Source organism: Leeuwenhoekiella sp. H156 (assembly GCF_052218455.1).
GTDB lineage: Bacteria > Bacteroidota > Bacteroidia > Flavobacteriales > Flavobacteriaceae > Leeuwenhoekiella > Leeuwenhoekiella parthenopeia.
The window spans coordinates 2,433,606-2,450,755 of record NZ_CP197499.1 but is presented as its reverse complement, the minus strand read 5'-3'; the positions used below and the strand labels follow the sequence as shown (position 1 = coordinate 2,450,755).

Here is a 17,150-nt window from a genome sequence, read left to right as displayed (position 1 = left end):
AAAGTTAATTCTTAAAGCGGTTTGCCTTAATCTTCTACTTCTTCTTTAAAGTTATCAAACTCACTCTCCTGAGCTTCACGAGGCCAGTTATTGTTGCTTACATCAACGTCTGCCGTCTCCTGATCTGGATCAACCACAACGCCTACGAGTTCTTTATTGGTTGCTAAAACCTTGGTTACTTCAGCATCATTTTTTCGCCAAACCTGTACCGGATAGGTCACTTTTTCTTTAGTACCATCAGCATAGCTGTACTCTACGATAAGTGGCATGGGGATTCCTCCCGGCTTGTTAAACTTAACTGCATAAAAATGCTTCGGAGTTTTAAGTTTTGCGCGCTCCTCGGGAGTAAAGTTATCCATCATAAACTCCTTTAAATTTGGAGCATTCTCAAGCATATCTTTATCCTTCATTGCAGGATCGTAATCCTCACCATCTTCTTCAACTACATAAACAGCGTCAATAGAAGAAGGATCATAACCATAACGGCTTAACAGTTCTTTACCTGCTGCAGTGGGCTCGGCGGTTAGATAATAAGATTTTACGTCTTCTACACCAATATCAACAAATTCGGTGCTGTAGAACCATCCTCTCCAGTACCAGTCTAAATCTACTGCAGAAGCATCTTCCATCGTACGGAAGAAATCTTCGGGTGTAGGGTGTTTAAACATCCAGCGCTGCGCATAGGTTTTAAAGGAATAATCAAAAAGATCACGTCCCATTACCGTCTCACGAAGAATATTCAATGCCGTTGCAGGCTTTCCGTAGGCGTTGTTACCCAACTGATACACATTCTCCGGGTTTGACATAATTGGAGCAATAAAATTTTGATCTCCGCCCATATAACCGGTAATTTGAGAGGGTTCTCCTCTTCGGGAAGGATATTTAGCATTTGGAGCAATGGCTTCGGGATAGTTTTCGCCAAAATCCTGCTCTGCCACATATTGAACAAAGGTGTTGATTCCTTCATCCATCCATCCCCACTGACGCTCGTCACTGTTTACAATCATCGGGAAGAAGTTGTGACCTACCTCGTGAATGATTACCGAAATCATCCCGTATTTGGTGCGGTCGCTATAGGTACCATCTTCGTTAGGACGACCGTAGTTCCAGCAGATCATAGGATACTCCATACCCTGATTCTGACCGTGAACCGAGATCGCTTTGGGATACGGGTAGTCAAAGGTCATACGCGAGTACGACTTTAAGGTTTGCACCACAGCTTTGGTAGAATATTCTTCCCAAAGCGGGTTTCCTTCTTTAGGATAAATAGATATTGCCATTACATCTCCCTGTGGGAACTTAACAGCCTGTGCATCCATAATGTATTTACGAGAGGATGTAAAAGCAAAATCCCTTACGTTTTCTGCTTCCAATCTCCAGGTTTTCTTTTTAGTGCTGCGGCCTTTTTCAATTTGTTCGGCTTCAGCCTGGGTACGAATAAAAACCGGCTTGTCATAGCTCTTCATCGCCTGTTCCCAGCGGCTCATTTCTTCTTTGCTGTACACATCTTTGCGGTTTACCAGTTCGCCGGTTCCGTCAAGTAAATGGTCTGCAGGTACGGTAATTTCAACCTCATAATCTCCAAAAGGCAAAGCGAACTCGCCATTACCCCAAAACTGGTAGTTTTGCCAGCCTTCCACGTCATTATACACACACATTCTGGGGAAGAATTGTGCGATGATGTAGTTTTTGTTTCCGTCAGGGAAACTCTCGTAACCCGAGCGTGCGCGGTCTACCGTGTGCTCAACGATATTGAAATTCCACCCGATGCTGAACTCAAACTCTTCGCCCGGCTCAAGCGGTTGTGGCATATCTACGCGCATCATTGTAAAGTTGATGGTGTGTTTAAGCGGCTTACCGTCTTTAGAAACTTCGGTAATGTTGAAGCCTCCGTCAAAAGGTTCTTTCATATAGGTAGAAACCACAGAACCCGGCTGAATAACCGGTGACATCCCGCTACCGTCTTTTTCAAGTGCAGGAGAGTCTTTCTTACGAATGTTCTGGTCCAGTTGCACCCATAAATACTCCAGACGATCTGGTGAATTGTTTTTATAGGTAATGGTCTCGTAACCTGAGATGGTCTGATTGTCGTCGTTAAGTTCAATCTTCATCTCATAATCGGCCTCGTTTTGGTAGTATGCAGGGCCGGGGGCTCCCGAAGCGGTACGATACTGATTAGGGGTTGCAAACTCGTCGTAAAGCTGTCTGAACTTGTTGACGTTAGTATGCCCCATTTGTTTTTCTTTTTCCTGCGGCTGTTCCTGCTCCTGAGCAAAAGCACCTGCTCCTACGAGAAGTAAAACAGCAAAAAAGCTGTACTTAAGTTTTTTCATAAAGTATAAATCTGTTTGTGCTTGTGAATTTTATAAAAGTAAAGATTAGCCGAATGTTAATAAATTATTCAGAAAGTTTTAACACGGCTTTATCATTTTCGCGGGTCAAAAGGAAACTTTTTTTGGTAGTACCGGCGTGCAGATGCACCACATTTTTCTGATCGGGAAACAAGTCCATCAGCAAGGTGTTTTCAATGCTTACTGTTTTGAGGTTTTTGATGTTTTCGACCTCGATAAAGCACACCACATAATCTACCTCATCCTTATGACCCAGATAATGTATAGAGCGCTCTTCCCCATTGACCGTCACAATAAATTTCTGTTCAAAATAGCGCTTAATATACCCGTCCAGTTTCTGCTGATCGTAGGAAGCATCTACCCGAATGGATTTATCGTAGCGTTCCTGAAACACCTTTTGCAGGTCGTCATAAAAAACGCGGGTGACTATTTTTAAAGATTGGGATTTTGCATCATAATCTGCCTGCGTGACGCTGAAATAATATTTATGTGCCGTAAACGCGCAGAGCGGAAGAATTACAGCAATAAGGAGGAGCAGTTTTTTAAAATTCATGGAAGCAAGTTATCTGTTTTTAGCGATTTTGATCAAGAGTCGTTCCAAAAAAATAGGTTTATTGACCGTCTTTGTCCTTGAAGTTTACCTCAACACCTTCTTCGCTTTTATGCTGAAGGTAAGCGGGAGCCTGTTTCAGCAGCATTTCAAGAATCGAAAGCGGGTTTTGGGTTGCCGCGATGGCCAAAGCTTCGGGCTTGTCAAAATACACATAGTGCGCAAAATCATCTATATAACGCGCTGGAATCTGCAATTGCCTGATATAGGTCGTATCTGAAACCAGATTACGGGCTTTTTGCACCCGGCGTTCCATATTGGAGATACGCACCTGCTCTTTGAGCATTTTGGTACGGCCACTTATCGCATTGATCACCGCATCTACGGGAATGATCCCGGCACCGCTGTGCGTTGCGGTGTAGAGCCGTCGCTCTTCCTGAGTCAAAATCGGACCTTTATAGACGGGTAAACCGGCCTCAGCAGGGTCAAATGGTTTTTCCAGCTTGATGCGGTTCATATCATCTCCCAATCTTCCGTTAAGCTCAATATTGCTGATCTGTACATCTTCCAGTTCGGTAACTTCGGGTTCAAGTTTAACCTCCAGATATTTCCTGTTGACTATTTCCGCAGAAACCACAAGTTCCTGATGTTTAAACTGAACTGCAGAAATGTAGAGCGTATCGCCCGAACGCACTGGGATTGTAAAATCGCCATTCTCACGGGTGACGGTTCCCTTTTGCAGGCTTAAGTTTAAAATGTGCAGGTACTCGTGTTCTATAGAGTCGTTTACCACCTTACCCTCGAGCATCACGGTCTCCTGAGCAAACAAACTACCGGCGGCACTGCTGACACAGAGCGCGATAAAGCAATATAAAAATGCGGTTTTTGACACGTGTTGAGGGTATTAAGATTTCACTTAAATACGCCTCAAAAGTAAACATGTTACACGGCATTTAACCGGTTAAGCCGTTTTTAACAGCCGGTTAATGCTTTAAATGACGGCTTCAAACGGGTCAACTACGTCTTTCCCGTATTTAGTTTTCTTCCAGAGAAGCCTTAAAGGCATCACGTTTTTGCAATAAAAACTGAATCAAAGCAAGCTCGTTACCCTGCTCCAGCATGGGTTTTGTGAGTCCGTTTTCAGACACGTAATCCATAAAGGCGCTGATGTTTTCACGCTTGATGTCCAGATTCTGCTGAAAGAACTCATTAGAGTACATAGCTGCCAGTTCCTGCTCTGCATTGCGCTCAATCGGCTCATCTTTTTTATCAAAAATAGCCTTGAAAATATTGATGAAATTAAGACCATATCGCCAACGCATATCATCTAAAGCGATGTTTTCGGGAGTGGTATACCTGTCGGGCGCATTATCTTCAGCCTTTATCTGACCTCCCGTGAATGGCACAGGGTCTATGGTGCGCACGCGGTTAACATCGGCAACAATATCGCCGGTAAGATCATAGGGGCGCACGATAATCTCCTCGAGAATATTAACGGTTTCTCTGAGCGTAATGCTGATTTTTCGGGAGTTTACAATACCGGCATCTACGATAACCGTGACGGGTGCAAATTGCAGGGATTGGATCACTAACTCGTCATTACGAGCGACTGCAATGTCAAACGTACCCGACTCTGAAGTAACCGTACCGCGCTGGGATGTGTTATTATAAACCACAATACCCCCGGGATCATCACCCGCAGGTACGATAATCTGGCCGTCTGCCATTACCCGGGCCAACTGCTGGCCGTGCGCCAGAGTGATTGTAAAAAGTAGCATTAAAAGTGTAGTACTGTATTTCATTCTGACCTGTTTTTTGGTGCCTTAGTTGCTGGTATGAAGTAACAACAAGTTACACAAAATTAAAGGGATTAGGAGGGTAATTTTTTGTTAAATGCCCACCAACCCCATATCTGAATGTGTAATTTTGAAACAAATCGTTTCATTTTGAAGAAATTAATACTTGCCAGTACCTCTACAATCCACGGCGGTGAATATCTTGACTATCTGAAGCCTGCGCTCATTACTCATTTTGAAGGAGTTAAGCGGCTTATCTTTATACCTTTTGCAAGACCGGGAGGCTTGTCTCACGACCTGTACACAGCGCGTGTACGTAAATTTTTCAGAGAACTTAATATCGAAGTTTTGGGTCTGCACGAGTTTAGAGATCCCGTAAAAGCCATCGCTCAGGCTGAAGGCGTTTTTACCGGTGGTGGCAATACCTTTTTACTGGTAGAACAACTCTACCAACATAAAGTAATGGCGATTTTAAGAGACAGGCTCTATGAGAATATGCCTTATCTGGGCACAAGTGCCGGTTCTAATATAGCAGGCATCAGTATGCAAAATACTAATGATATGCCCATCGTTTACCCGCCAAGTTTTAAAACCCTGGGGGCGATGCCTTTCAACATCAACGCCCATTATCTGGATCCCGACCCAAACAGCACGCATATGGGTGAAACCCGCGAAACCCGTATAAAAGAGTTTCATCAGTTTAATAACATCCCCGTCGTAGGATTGCGTGAAGGCAGCTGGATTGAAGCCCACCGCCGTACCTATACCCTGCGCGGCCCGCACAGCGCCCGTATTTTTGAAGCCGGAAAAATACCTTACGAACTCGAAGCCGGTTCGGAGATCACGGTAAGCTAGAGTTTTTTCAGAAAGTGATAACCTTTAATGACGTAGTTCTCATTGAGGTAAAACTTATGCCCTGCAAAATTGTGTACGTATGCATTTAATTCGCTGGTCTCGCAACCCTTTTCACGTGCGTAATCATAAATCCATTGAAATACCTGTTTGCCTAAACCTTTGCTGCGGTATTCGGGCTTGATAAAAACATGATCCGCCTCGCAGGTTTTACCGCAATAGTGACGTGTAGCAAACCAAAGCCCAAAAACCCCGGCCAGTACCCCTTCTACATAAACCCCATAACATTCATACCGGTGTTCAAACATTTCGCCAAAGCGCGCTTTGAGCAGATTTTCTTCCACACTATGCTCCATCAACTCCTGCACCAGTGGTAAAAACGTGTTAATATCGGTTTTATAAAATCTGCTGATCTTAATTTTGAGCATAATTGGCTATTTTTAGATAAGGCAGCTTAACAACTGCTGCAATAAACCAGCAAAAATAATGGATAAAGCGATACACCACAGAGAAAACCGAAGCAGGGGCTTATTCTACAGGGAAGAAAACGGAGAAAAAATCTCAGAGCTTACCTATACCATTCAGGACGCCGGGATCATCGTAATTGATCATACCGAAACCAAAATGGGCTATGAACACCAGGGTTATGCCAGCGAATTGCTGGATTATGTGGTAAACTGGGCCCGGGAGAAAAATATTAAAATTGAGCCGCTCTGTCCTTTTGCCGAAATCAAGTTTGACGAAAATCCTGATTACGCTGATGTCCGCGCCTAGTACTACTACCTCATTACAAATCCGCCAAATCACCGCTGCAGAAACCTTCGCCGTACGCCATCCGGTTTTACGTGTTGGGAAACCAGAGGAAAGTTGCGCGATGCCGGGTGATGATGCCGAAGACACCTTGCATTTCGGCCTTTTTGATGCGGAAAGACTTATTGGGGTCGTAAGCCTGATGAACAACTCAAAACCCCAATTTACCGGAAAGCAATACCAACTGCGCGGAATGGCCGTTTTAGCGGAATATCAGGGACAAAAACTGGGAAATCTGCTGGTTGATGAAGCCGAAAAGCACCTGCAAAATCAAGGTGTCGAGTTGCTCTGGTGCAATGCCCGCATCAAGGCGCTTAATTTTTACCTGCGGAAAGGTTTCAACATAGAAGGAGAGCCTTTTGAAATTGAAAACGTAGGTACGCACTATTTACTTTTTAAAAAGCTCTGATGAAAAGACGCCGGTTTATACAAAACACGCTGTTAACCACTGCTGCCGTAACAACCTTTCCGCAGCTGTTAAAAGCAAACACCGCTCTTCCGGAAGCCGAACTTCTGGGTCGCGGCAATCCGGTTTTGACTGAGAAAAGCGGCTATAGCCTGCGTCCCGAAGCTGCCGAGGCTTTTGACCGGATGGCTGCTGCCGCAAAAAAAGAAGGCATCGGCATACAGGTCGTTTCGAGCTATCGCGATTACGCCCACCAAAACCGCATCTGGGAACGCAAATACAGAGATTATACAGGACGCGGAATGGCACCATTGGTTGCTATTGAAAAGATTATTGAATACAGCACCATCCCGGGAACCTCGCGTCATCACTGGGCTACAGATCTTGACATCATTCAGGCGGGAACGGGAGTTACAAACAATGTACTCGACCCCGATAAATTTCACGGCACCGGTCCGTTTTGTGCACTCAAAGCCTGGCTAGACGAAAATGCAGAATCTTTCGGCTTTTTTGAAGTCTATACTAATGATTACGGGCGAAAAGGCTTCAAGTATGAGCCCTGGCATTTCAGCTATGCTCCACTTTCTGTAGATTATCTTAAAGACTATAAAAAACTGGATATCGCACAAATCCTTCAGCAAAAAAACCTGATGGGCAGCGACGCCTTTACTTCGGCCTTTATTGAAAAATACCGAACCGAAAATATTCTGGATATCAATCAAAAACTTTTAAAATGAATTTGTTTTGGAGAAAGAGCTGAAACATCCCTCCAAACCTCCCTTCAAAGGGTGGCTTTAGTTAACTGAAACTAACCAATTATTCTTATCAATATGAAACTAGGTGGAAGAGCACTTAAAATAGTCTTAGGCGTAGGAATCGTCATTTTTGGCCTGATTAAATATTACGGCAGCCAGGAAGAAAATCCCTATACCGGGCGCACCCAGGCCATAAGCCTTACGACCGAAGAGGAAATTGCCATCGGTCTGCAAAATGCCCCAATTATGGCCGAGCAACACGGCGGCATGCACCCCGACCAGCAACTGCAAAACATGGTAGATCGTGTGGGCAAAAAACTGGTTGACAACACCATTGCCCGTGAGACGCCGTATCAGTACGAATTTCATCTCCTGCGTGATCCCAAGACGGTAAACGCTTTCGCCCTGCCCGGCGGCCAGATTTTTATCACCTATGCCCTGCTCGAGCGTCTTTCAACCGAAGACCAACTCGCAGGCATTTTGGGTCACGAGATTGGGCACGTCGTGGGCAGACATTCGGCTGAACGTATCGCGCAAAGCGAACTCGCCAATACGGTTGCCACCGGCGCACAGGTAGGCGCTGATGCCGGAATGCTCGCCAGCCAGCTGGGACAAACCCTGCTGCTTAAAAACGGGCGTGGTGACGAACTTGAGAGCGATGATCTGGGTGTGAAATTTATGCTTGATGCCGGTTACGACCCCGAAGCGCTTATTGAAGTGATGCAAATCTTAAAAGAAGCGAGCGGTGGCCAGCGCGTACCTGAGTTTCAGAGCTCCCACCCCGACCCCGAAAACCGCATCGCCAAAATCAAAGAAGCGATTGAGAAGTATAGGGGGTGATTATTTGTATTGTTATTATTATTTCTATTGTTATTGGTCTAATCATCTGGTCGATCGGTAGAGTCGCAAGCTTGATTTTGACTGAAAAGAGGGAAAGATATTTAAAAGAAAACTTCAGCGTTAAACATCCCTCCAAACCTCCCTTCGAAGGGAGGCTTTTAATACCAGACTAAGAATATATTCCCTTCCTTCGAAGGAAGGGCCAGGGATGGATGTCCCACCAGCTCGAAATAATAATAATAACAGCAATAAGCTCCTCAAACGCTATCGCGATTGGCCTGCAAAGTTTTAGCCTTTAGTTGGTTTAGTCCGTATCTTTGTGAAACAACTCAAAATAACCATGAATAAAAAAGTCATTTTAATGATCCTCGACGGTTGGGGATTTGCACCTAATAAAGAAGTTTCGGCAGTAGATCAGGCAGAAACTCCGTTTATCGATTCACTTTATACCAAATATCCACACGCGCAATTGCTTACCCACGGAGAAAACGTGGGCTTGCCAGACGGGCAAATGGGCAACAGCGAAGTAGGCCATATGAACCTGGGTGCGGGCCGCATCGTATATCAGGATTTCGCTAAAATCAACAAGGCGTTGCGCGAAAACAAACTGCGCGATCAGCCGGAGCTGAAAGCCGCTTTTAAATACGCCAAAGAAAACAACAAACCCATTCACCTTTTGGGTCTGGTTTCAGACGGTGGCGTTCACGCACATATTGATCATGCTAAAGGTCTGATCAAAGCCGCCAATGAGGTGGGTGTGGAAGAAGTTTACGTTCACGCTTTTACCGATGGTCGCGATGTAGACCCGCAAAGCGGCGCCGGTTTCATCGAAGATTTAAATGACTACGCAAAAGATAACGGTGCCAAACTGGCCAGCATCACCGGGCGCTATTTTGCGATGGACCGCGACACCCGCTGGGAACGCGTTAAAAAAGCCTACGATGCCTCGGTAAAAGGCATCGGTACCAAAACGACCGATCCGGTTGCTTCGATTAAAAAATCTTACGAAGACGGCACTACCGACGAATTCCTCGAACCTTTAGTCATTACTGAAAACGATCAGCCTGTTGCCACCATTAAAGACGGCGATGTAGTATTGTTTTTTAACTACCGTACCGACCGTGGGCGCGAATTGACCCGTATGCTTTCGCAGGAAGATTTCCCGGAGCAGGATACCAAAAAACTGGATTTGTATTATGTCACTATGACCAACTACGACCAGACGTTTGAGAACATCCACATCATTTTTGATAAAGATAATCTGACCAATACCATTGGCGAGGTGATTTCCAAAGCCGGTAAAAAGCAGATTCGCATTGCGGAAACTGAAAAATACCCGCACGTAACCTTTTTCTTTTCGGGCGGAAGGGAAAAGGAATTTGAGGGCGAAACCCGCCTGATCGCCAAATCTCCCGATGTAGCGACTTACGACCTAAAACCGGAAATGAGCGCGTATGAAGTGCGCGACAAGATTGTTGCCGAACTCAAAAAAGAAGAAGTAGATTTTGTCTGCCTCAACTTTGCGAACCCCGATATGGTGGGCCACACCGGTGTGCTGGAGGCTGCCATTAAAGCCTGTGAGGCCGTTGACGCCTGTGCCAAAGACGTGATTACCACCGGGCAGGAACACGGTTACAGTGCCATCGTGATTGCAGACCATGGCAACTGCGAAACCATGAAAAACGAAGACGGCTCACCAAATACCGCCCACACGACCAATCCCGTACCCGTAATTGTGGTAGACAAGGACATCAAGAGCGTAAAAGACGGAGTTTTGGGGAATATAGCCCCTACCATTCTCGATATGATGGGCATTGAAAAAGCAAAAGAAATGGATCAGGAAAGCCTGGTCAGTTAAACCAAAAAACGATGAAACATTTAAAATACCTCAGCCTGGTGCTGGCGATTGTATTGATGAGCGCGTGCAAATCACAAAACGCTGTAGCCAGCCGCTCTGAAGTGCCGCAAACTCCCGGTCCGCCGGAAGCCGCACAGATTCCTACCTCGCAAAAAAACCCGCAACCCGATATGCTTACCGGCCCTGCAGAGCGCAGTGACCTGCAGGAAGGTAAATTTGGGGAGTGGTTTAACCCGTTTTACGCGTCGTACCGGGTGGATGAAAGCCTGGTTGACGAACTTAAACCCTTGCTTAAAGATGTTGACATCACCCTGTTTATGGGTACCTGGTGTGGCGACAGCAAACGCGAAACACCTCGTATCTACAAGATTTTTGATGCGGTTGACAAAGCTGATGATGTAGAACTCATCACTGTAGACCGCTCCAAAACTACACCACAGGGACTGGAAGAAGGTAAAGACATCAAACGCGTACCTACCCTTATTCTTAGCAAAGACGGTAAAGAACTGGGGCGTATTGTAGAATACCCTATTGAAAGTCTGGAAGCCGATATGCTGAAGATTTTAAAAGGCGAACCTTATAAACATGCCTACGCGGATTGAGTAGTTACAGACTAAGGGTTAAATGTTATTAGGAAATCGACCACTTTTCAAGGAGTGGTCGATTTTTTTTATGCGTTTTCAGGAATGCCGTAAAGGAACGGGGATTAGTTTGGTTATATTCGTGATTGTAAATTAGATATAACACAACCAGTTGTGTTATACGCACGTTGTAGGTAATATAACTGACCAGCTCCGAAACCAATTATAAACTGAATGAAAAAAATATTTAAGTACATAAAACTTCTGATTTTACTCATTCTGATTAACCAACTAATTATTCTGATTTCTAATGATTCAATAAGAAAAGGATGGTGGAAAAGCAACAGCGAAAACCGACTAAATGACCACGATGTTATAGAATTTGACTCAAATCTGAAATGGAATATTATTACTGAGGGCGGAAATAAAATCGGAATTATTCAGTTTTACATTGGCAAAAAGCTACTGATTTCCAATATGACTCTGACCAAATGGTGTCTGTATGAAAATAAAGGATAAAAATACTACCTACAACACCGGCTATAGTTCATTGCTTCTGACTTTCCTTTCGGAAAGTCCTCGCAAATTTGCTATCTTCGGTTTACGGCGGAAAATCCTTGCGGATTTTCACGCAACGAAACCATAGCCAAACCGTTGTAGGTAATGTAAAACCGTAATGAATAAAATTTTTAGATTAATAATACTATTTGGACTTTTTTCAAATGTATCCTTTTCGCAGACTGACAAAAAATTCTTTGTCGATGACAATGAAGATTATGCATTTTTAGCGGACTCGGACTTAAAATACTCTAGTCGGAATCAACCAAATGCGCAAATTGATGTGTTTGTAAAGACATCTGGAAATGAATTTCAATATACTTTATTGATATCCAAAATAACCGAACACGGATTTGAAAAAGGAAACCTATTGAACGGACAATATGAGACTTATTACCAAGAAACCTGTGGTTGCGAAGTATCTGAAATTGATTTAGTTCTTTATAACAACTTAAAACCTTTAAGACATTTCATTTCGACATCAAAAGAAGAAAATAAATTTAAAGGAATTAACGCAAGTTTTGTAAGTGGTAAATATCTGTACAATATTCTGTTCCTGACTTTCGAAAAAGATTTTGACAACCAAACAGCCAATTACGCTGATATAATGAACACTTTGGTTATAAACGGAAAAACGACCGTGGACAATTATTCAGAATATGAAAAAGCGGAATAAAACAATACCTACAACATCGGTAACGGTTACACAGGCCTCTAATTCTTATAAAATCTTACTTATTTAAATTCCTTAAAAGCGGTTTTCTTGTTTTATACCGTTGATAGTTAAGGTGCGTTAGAATTAATTTAACCCTCACTACCCCTTGTCTTTGAGAATTGTCGCTTTTTTATGCGTTTTGAGGAATGCCGTAAAGGAACGGGGATTAGTTTAGTTATATTCGTGATTGTAAAATAGATATAACACAACTGGTTTTGGTATATCTACGGTGCCCACAATTAAACAAAAAAGGAATGTCAAAGGAAATAAAACAAGTTTGGTATGCCAGTTATGGCTCTAACATTTTAGAAAGTAGATTTCATTGTTACATTCTTGGAGGACAACCAAAAGGCTCAAAGAAAACTTATAAAGGTTGTACGGACAAAACTTTACCACAAGACAAGGAGGAAATTTATATAAACAGTGAACTTTATTTTGCGAAAAAATCTAAAAGTTGGGATTCTTGTGGTGTCGGATTTATTAATACAGAATTTAACGATAAAGTTCAGACTTTAGGAAGAATGTATTTAATAACTCCTGAACAGTATGTTGAAATTGTAAAACAGGAAACTAATCATAGAGGAGAATTACTCATTGATTTTGAGAAAGCGAGAGGAAAAGGTTCTCTAATTATTAAAGAAAAATCTTGGTATGGGAATTTACTTTTTTTAGGCGAGCAAAATGGGAATCCGATTTTCACATTTACGAATGAAAAAAATCTGACCGAAGAGATAAACGCACCGAGTGAACAATATTTATTAACGATTATAAATGGAATAAAAGAAACCTACAATCTTAACGAAATTGAGATAAGAGAATATTTTGAAAATTTGACAGGAATTAAAGGTCACGCAATTGAAAAAAAAATAGCTGAATTAATAAAATGGGAATAAAATAACTTTGGCAACAATGGTAACCGTTGCACAAGCCTCTATATCAGAAAAATACACCTATTTAAGTCACGCAAGAGTGATTTTCTTCTTTTATTGACCTCTAAAATAATCAAAGATCCAAAACCTTTATATCCAACGCAATAAATTATGACGAAGAAAATTTTATTGTTTTCCATTCTGGTATTTTTCTCATTTAAAATGACAGGGCAAAACACGATTCAGGAATTGCTTGATATAAAAGACCAATTAATTACTCACGCAATTGAAGTAGGAAAAGAATACGACCTGAATCTTGATTTTTCTGATGCGTCAATTAAAAGCGTAGAATTTATATTGTCTGACCTGCATAAAGAATTTATAAAAACAAAAAGTGACTATGGTTTGAATGGGCTTGCACACATATTCGGCTTTTACATAATTGAAGTAATAGAAAAAAATCACGGTAAAGGCAGAATTGAGAGAAATCATCCCAGCTTCGTAGAGGACGTTTTTCCGTTCTATTGGAATGGCGCAACTTTATTTCCTGTCGCGTGGTGTCAGAAAAGAATTTTTGATGGTGATGCAGATAACGTAGCATTTAAATATCAAATGCTGATAGTGGATAAAAAAGGGAATGAATAGCTAATCACTTTTCAAGTAATAAAACAACAAGCATTTCTATCGTTGAAAAGTGAAATTGACATCTCATTAATATTGACAGGAGTTCAATCCTTATTAGGCCACGTACCCCAAACTTTAAGGTTCGTTTCTATTGAATTAAAAGATGATGTAATCTATTGGCAATGTGTTTTTGACTCAAATGCTAATGAGAAAGACCTGGAACTGTTATCTCAAGCAGCCGGCGAATTAATTTCTAATTTTCCAAAATATGGATTACATACATGAAGTGAGCGAAATAATTGATTTCCCTGCTAAAGGAAATCCGCTAAAAAACTTAATATATTACAGACACGAGCACAATTATTACGAAAATTAAATTCAATGCGTGTAGGAGGTTCTTGATTTCCAAAACCAATAAACCATTAGAACTAAAGCATAAAACACGTTGGTCAAGAACCGGAATGGCTCACATTTGGTGGTTTTAACAAAAATCGGATATCTTTTCAAAATGCTGCATTCCATTGCATACAATTGCACGGTTTAGCACGGTTTCGCATACCCTCGCATACTACAAGCTAAAAAACAGCTACTTTGTTCGAGGTTTGTTCGAGAATCCTTCGGGAATCCTTCGGAAAAACATAGGTTTTCCCGAACAAACCCCGAACAATACTCCTATCTAACTGCTCTAAGATCGAATTAAATAAGGTTTAAAATCGATTGAAAACAGGTCAGTTTAAGGTCAAAACCTGAGCTTGAGCATAGCAAAGCCTAGTCAAAGGCATAGTAAAGCCTAGGATAGTGTATGAAGAGAGTATGAAAACCACTTTTAAAAAGCAGAAATTTCACATTTTCTTAACATTTCTAAGTTGTACTACAGCTTCAGGAGACCTAAAAAAACAGACTGCCACTATCGGCTTTTGTAAACCACCAGCCTACAGGCAGTCCGTTTTAAAAATTAAGACTCCTGAGCCATACGCTCCAGCCCTTCCCACAGCACTTTTAAGTCGTATAATGCCGTCTTTTCAGCCTCATCAAAAGGAACCTGAGAATGATAAAGAGCCACATCATGAATGCAGTGTAGAGATGCGGCAAGATCGGCATACCCGTGAAACTGAAGAGAAGCTAAAAATACATACTGAGCTTGTGATACGTGACGGGTATCAGACGGGGTAACTTCCGGTTCGCGTACCGGACTGTTCCCTTGACCATTTGAAGTTCGCATAAAAAATGGATAAAGAATTAATAAAAAAAGAGGAGAGGTCACTGCGAACTTCATCAAAGCGGTGCTTTAAATAGGTCTCGGGACTTACACCCGTATGCCTCTCCAAAACTTTCTGTTTTAACCGTACTTGTGGTAATAACACCATGATAATTTGATAAAGTTCGCAATTCAAAGATACGACTTAAAAGGATTCAGTGCTTTAGCGAAAAAGACTTACCCTAAATAATTTACGGAATTCCTTAAGCTAGTGTACTGTTATTTAGTTACTTTTAAAAATCAGGATTGAATAGGGCTGATCCTTGAAAGATGAAAATCAAGTTCATTATGACTTAAAAAAAGCTGGCCGGATTGGAGTTACCTGAGGAGCAGACGCCTTTGAAACGAAATTATGAGGTGCGTTGATGCTATAAAGAGTGGGGAACAAACCTTTGTAACAGCCCAGGACTTAAGGTTTCTCAATTATAAAAATGGGCACAACGCTCGGGCTTTGTATAATTGAAAAATACTGATAAGTAGTTAATAACCAAAAGTATAAAGAACATGAAAAGTGTCAATATCCCGCCAATCGCTTTAACAAACGACTATATTTGTTTTGATATAACAAGTTTGGTTAATTATAAGAAGAATATGTAGGAATGAGTGATTCTGCAAAAGGTCCAGGAGCTGGATATATATATCAATTCGAACTCGCTTTAGTAGAATTAGCTAAAATGAGTAAAACCAATGTGCTATCCATTGAAAAAATGGATGATTTAGCAATGCAGGATACTAAAGGTCATTACATTATGACAATTCAAGCCAAGCATAGTATTTCCGCAACAGGATCAAACTTTGGCAACACCTCGGTTGATCTATGGCAGACTCTAGTTAATTGGATTGAAAAGCTCAAAAAAAGACAGGTTGTAAAAGGAAACCATTTCAAGGCTATTACCAACGTAAAAATACCTTCGAAATCAATTATTAGAAAATTCGGAATTGAAGATTTTGACAGTGTTGTAGATGATATTAAAGATTTAAAGTCAACACAAGAAGCCAAAATTGCCAAAAAGAGAGCACAAGGTAAAGATTCACCGAGTATAAAAGCTACTCTGACCAGAATAGACATGGTATTGAAGGACCTTTCAAATTTTCAAACTATTCTTTCAAATTTTTCCTTCGCAGAAAACTATCAACTCAAGGACAACTTTTTTGATTCTATTCAATTAGGCTCAATCACCACCGATCCATATAGAAAAAGTTTATACGAAGGCTTTCTGGGTTGGGTGGTATCAGTTTCTTCCGAAAATTGGAATGACGGTAAAGAAGTAGAGTTCACAAAGAAAGATTTTGAAGAAAAGCACCATCATCTGTTGAAGATTCATCCACTCAAAAGGGCAATCTTTAGAAATAAAAGTGAAATACCTGAATTTGCTACAATTGATTTAAGTCTGACTAGAAATGATACCTATATCCAGCAAATTTTGGATATAGATAGAGATTCAGATGATAAAGACGAAATAATTAAAGATGCAATTCTAGATTTCATCCTATCAGAAATTGAAATTTCACATCTAATATCTAAGTCAAATTCATTTACAAAGCCAGATTACGAAGACCTTAAGGATGAGTGTTATAGTGCTTGGAAAAGAGTAAAAAAGAAACATGCCCCACTAGATGGCAAAAGCTATTCTAAAACAGATCAAAATGACCTTGCCATCAAAATCTTTGATGAAATAATGAATGACATAAAGATTAAAATTGTTGAAGACTTCAGTTTTGATAGTTCGGATAATTACATTCAGAATGGAGCCTTTTTACAGCTATCTGATGAGCCTAAAATAGGATGGATTCCCAGCTGGAAGGAAAAGTATAAGAAATGAATAAAAAGCTAGATTTATTTGACGTCCTTCAAAACACAACAGTAGGAGTAATTGCAATACAAAGTTTTGTGCTTGGGTACAATGCAGTGAGCAAAGGGAAGAAGAGTGAAGTTATAGACCCTCACTTATATCATCTATTTTATGTGCTTCCTATTGTTCTTGAAAAATCTTCTGTGGAAACATTCAAATCGTCAATGGAGCTATACACCGCAATTTCAAAGGATAAGAATTTAACTCTTGGCCTTCAAAATACCGCTAACAAAATGACTGGTCAAACTTTTGACAGTTTAAACTTAGGCTTTAGTAAAGGGATATTCACGCTGGACAAAGGTTCTATGAGAATCGGGTTGACTGATGAGTTTAAGAAAGTAAGCATCCTGAGAAAGATGAAAATTAGTGACCCATACTTTAAAAACATAAGAAATGCGGCATTCCGATTAGGTAATATTTTCGCCAAGAAGGATGAGAAAATGCTTCAACTCACATTAAATATTAGATTCTGAA

19 protein-coding genes are annotated in these 17,150 nt (G+C 41.3%); 13 read left to right on the top strand and 6 right to left on the bottom strand.

The window, feature by feature from the left end:
* Window positions 1-26 precede the first annotated feature (26 nt).
* The 4 genes from ACSSS3_RS10675 to ACSSS3_RS10660 form a co-directional block, all read right to left on the bottom strand.
* Window positions 27-2,333: a M1 family metallopeptidase gene (locus tag ACSSS3_RS10675; RefSeq protein WP_228231341.1), complete on the bottom strand. Its 2,307-nt coding sequence runs from the start codon at window positions 2,331-2,333 to the stop codon at window positions 27-29.
* A gap of 64 nt (window positions 2,334-2,397) precedes the next feature.
* On the bottom strand, window positions 2,398-2,904 hold the full coding sequence (locus tag ACSSS3_RS10670) for a DUF6702 family protein (protein WP_228231340.1): 507 nt from the start codon (window positions 2,902-2,904) through the stop codon (window positions 2,398-2,400).
* A gap of 58 nt (window positions 2,905-2,962) precedes the next feature.
* Entirely contained in the window at window positions 2,963-3,793 is an 831-nt protein-coding gene (locus tag ACSSS3_RS10665) for a carboxypeptidase-like regulatory domain-containing protein (RefSeq protein WP_228231339.1), read from the bottom strand.
* A 142-nt stretch (window positions 3,794-3,935) separates the two neighbouring features.
* Complete coding sequence (locus ACSSS3_RS10660) at window positions 3,936-4,703, bottom strand: hypothetical protein (RefSeq protein WP_442844606.1); 768 nt, start codon at window positions 4,701-4,703, stop codon at window positions 3,936-3,938.
* A 144-nt stretch (window positions 4,704-4,847) separates the two neighbouring features.
* On the opposite strand from ACSSS3_RS10660, the gene pepE reads away from it, so the two are divergent.
* Window positions 4,848-5,552, top strand: a complete 705-nt coding sequence (gene pepE / locus ACSSS3_RS10655; protein ID WP_228231337.1) for a dipeptidase PepE — start codon at window positions 4,848-4,850, stop codon at window positions 5,550-5,552.
* Here the strand turns inward: pepE and ACSSS3_RS10650 are convergent.
* On the bottom strand, window positions 5,549-5,977 hold the full coding sequence (locus tag ACSSS3_RS10650) for a GNAT family N-acetyltransferase (RefSeq protein ID WP_442844605.1): 429 nt from the start codon (window positions 5,975-5,977) through the stop codon (window positions 5,549-5,551). The two genes, pepE and ACSSS3_RS10650, sit on opposite strands and share 4 nt — an antisense overlap.
* A 58-nt stretch (window positions 5,978-6,035) precedes the next feature.
* Here ACSSS3_RS10650 and ACSSS3_RS10645 point away from each other — a divergent pair, with 58 nt between their 5' ends.
* The 10 genes from ACSSS3_RS10645 (at window position 6,036) to ACSSS3_RS10600 (ending at window position 13,586) form a co-directional block, all read left to right on the top strand.
* Window positions 6,036-6,323 carry a GNAT family N-acetyltransferase gene (locus tag ACSSS3_RS10645; protein WP_228231335.1) on the top strand — a complete coding sequence of 96 codons (288 nt, stop codon included), beginning with the start codon at window positions 6,036-6,038 and terminating at the stop codon, window positions 6,321-6,323.
* The gene (locus tag ACSSS3_RS10640; RefSeq protein ID WP_442844604.1) at window positions 6,310-6,768 is read left to right on the top strand and encodes a GNAT family N-acetyltransferase; all 459 of its coding nucleotides are present in this window, start codon (window positions 6,310-6,312) and stop codon (window positions 6,766-6,768) included. The genes ACSSS3_RS10645 and ACSSS3_RS10640 overlap by 14 nt, the downstream gene beginning before the upstream one ends.
* On the top strand, window positions 6,768-7,502 hold the full coding sequence (locus ACSSS3_RS10635) for a M15 family metallopeptidase (RefSeq protein ID WP_442844603.1): 735 nt from the start codon (window positions 6,768-6,770) through the stop codon (window positions 7,500-7,502). The genes ACSSS3_RS10640 and ACSSS3_RS10635 overlap by 1 nt, the downstream gene beginning before the upstream one ends.
* Before the next feature lie 93 nt (window positions 7,503-7,595).
* On the top strand, window positions 7,596-8,360 hold the full coding sequence (locus ACSSS3_RS10630) for a M48 family metalloprotease (protein WP_442844602.1): 765 nt from the start codon (window positions 7,596-7,598) through the stop codon (window positions 8,358-8,360).
* 340 nt (window positions 8,361-8,700) lie between these two features.
* Complete coding sequence (gene gpmI / locus ACSSS3_RS10625) at window positions 8,701-10,218, top strand: 2,3-bisphosphoglycerate-independent phosphoglycerate mutase (protein WP_442844601.1); 1,518 nt, start codon at window positions 8,701-8,703, stop codon at window positions 10,216-10,218.
* Between the two features lie 11 nt (window positions 10,219-10,229).
* Window positions 10,230-10,820, top strand: a complete 591-nt coding sequence (locus ACSSS3_RS10620) for a thioredoxin family protein (RefSeq protein ID WP_442844600.1) — start codon at window positions 10,230-10,232, stop codon at window positions 10,818-10,820.
* A gap of 213 nt (window positions 10,821-11,033) precedes the next feature.
* Window positions 11,034-11,318, top strand: coding sequence for a hypothetical protein (locus ACSSS3_RS10615; protein WP_442844599.1), 285 nt, complete (start codon window positions 11,034-11,036; stop codon window positions 11,316-11,318).
* Window positions 11,319-11,475: 157 nt separating this feature from the next.
* Window positions 11,476-12,033, top strand: coding sequence for a hypothetical protein (locus ACSSS3_RS10610; RefSeq protein ID WP_442844598.1), 558 nt, complete (start codon window positions 11,476-11,478; stop codon window positions 12,031-12,033).
* Window positions 12,034-12,326: 293 nt separating this feature from the next.
* Window positions 12,327-12,965 carry a hypothetical protein gene (locus ACSSS3_RS10605; protein WP_442844597.1) on the top strand — a complete coding sequence of 213 codons (639 nt, stop codon included), beginning with the start codon at window positions 12,327-12,329 and terminating at the stop codon, window positions 12,963-12,965.
* A gap of 147 nt (window positions 12,966-13,112) precedes the next feature.
* A complete protein-coding gene (locus ACSSS3_RS10600) occupies window positions 13,113-13,586 on the top strand; it encodes a hypothetical protein (RefSeq protein ID WP_442844596.1) in 474 nt (157 codons plus the stop codon).
* A gap of 934 nt (window positions 13,587-14,520) precedes the next feature.
* On the opposite strand, the gene ACSSS3_RS10595 is transcribed toward ACSSS3_RS10600, so the two are convergent.
* Window positions 14,521-14,787: a hypothetical protein gene (locus ACSSS3_RS10595; RefSeq protein ID WP_442844595.1), complete on the bottom strand. Its 267-nt coding sequence runs from the start codon at window positions 14,785-14,787 to the stop codon at window positions 14,521-14,523.
* A gap of 635 nt (window positions 14,788-15,422) precedes the next feature.
* Between ACSSS3_RS10595 and ACSSS3_RS10590 the strand changes: the two genes are divergently transcribed.
* A complete protein-coding gene (locus ACSSS3_RS10590; RefSeq protein ID WP_442844594.1) occupies window positions 15,423-16,646 on the top strand; it encodes a hypothetical protein in 1,224 nt (407 codons plus the stop codon).
* Window positions 16,643-17,149 carry a three component ABC system middle component gene (locus tag ACSSS3_RS10585; protein ID WP_442844593.1) on the top strand — a complete coding sequence of 169 codons (507 nt, stop codon included), beginning with the start codon at window positions 16,643-16,645 and terminating at the stop codon, window positions 17,147-17,149. Before ACSSS3_RS10590 ends, ACSSS3_RS10585 begins: the two co-directional genes overlap by 4 nt.
* Window position 17,150 lies beyond the last annotated feature (1 nt).

Coding starts and splice junctions, on each gene's coding strand:
- ACSSS3_RS10675 (WP_228231341.1), bottom strand. CDS start 2,333: ATGAAAAAACTTAAGTACAGCTTTTTTGCTGTTTTACTTCTCGTAGGA.
- ACSSS3_RS10670 (WP_228231340.1), bottom strand. CDS start 2,904: ATGAATTTTAAAAAACTGCTCCTCCTTATTGCTGTAATTCTTCCGCTC.
- ACSSS3_RS10660 (WP_442844606.1), bottom strand. CDS start 4,703: ATGAAATACAGTACTACACTTTTAATGCTACTTTTTACAATCACTCTG.
- ACSSS3_RS10650 (WP_442844605.1), bottom strand. CDS start 5,977: ATGCTCAAAATTAAGATCAGCAGATTTTATAAAACCGATATTAACACG.
- ACSSS3_RS10645 (WP_228231335.1), top strand. CDS start 6,036: ATGGATAAAGCGATACACCACAGAGAAAACCGAAGCAGGGGCTTATTC.
- ACSSS3_RS10640 (WP_442844604.1), top strand. CDS start 6,310: ATGTCCGCGCCTAGTACTACTACCTCATTACAAATCCGCCAAATCACC.
- ACSSS3_RS10635 (WP_442844603.1), top strand. CDS start 6,768: ATGAAAAGACGCCGGTTTATACAAAACACGCTGTTAACCACTGCTGCC.
- ACSSS3_RS10630 (WP_442844602.1), top strand. CDS start 7,596: ATGAAACTAGGTGGAAGAGCACTTAAAATAGTCTTAGGCGTAGGAATC.
- gpmI (WP_442844601.1), top strand. CDS start 8,701: ATGAATAAAAAAGTCATTTTAATGATCCTCGACGGTTGGGGATTTGCA.
- ACSSS3_RS10620 (WP_442844600.1), top strand. CDS start 10,230: ATGAAACATTTAAAATACCTCAGCCTGGTGCTGGCGATTGTATTGATG.
- ACSSS3_RS10615 (WP_442844599.1), top strand. CDS start 11,034: ATGAAAAAAATATTTAAGTACATAAAACTTCTGATTTTACTCATTCTG.
- ACSSS3_RS10610 (WP_442844598.1), top strand. CDS start 11,476: ATGAATAAAATTTTTAGATTAATAATACTATTTGGACTTTTTTCAAAT.
- ACSSS3_RS10605 (WP_442844597.1), top strand. CDS start 12,327: ATGTCAAAGGAAATAAAACAAGTTTGGTATGCCAGTTATGGCTCTAAC.
- ACSSS3_RS10600 (WP_442844596.1), top strand. CDS start 13,113: ATGACGAAGAAAATTTTATTGTTTTCCATTCTGGTATTTTTCTCATTT.
- ACSSS3_RS10595 (WP_442844595.1), bottom strand. CDS start 14,787: ATGCGAACTTCAAATGGTCAAGGGAACAGTCCGGTACGCGAACCGGAA.
- ACSSS3_RS10590 (WP_442844594.1), top strand. CDS start 15,423: ATGAGTGATTCTGCAAAAGGTCCAGGAGCTGGATATATATATCAATTC.
- ACSSS3_RS10585 (WP_442844593.1), top strand. CDS start 16,643: ATGAATAAAAAGCTAGATTTATTTGACGTCCTTCAAAACACAACAGTA.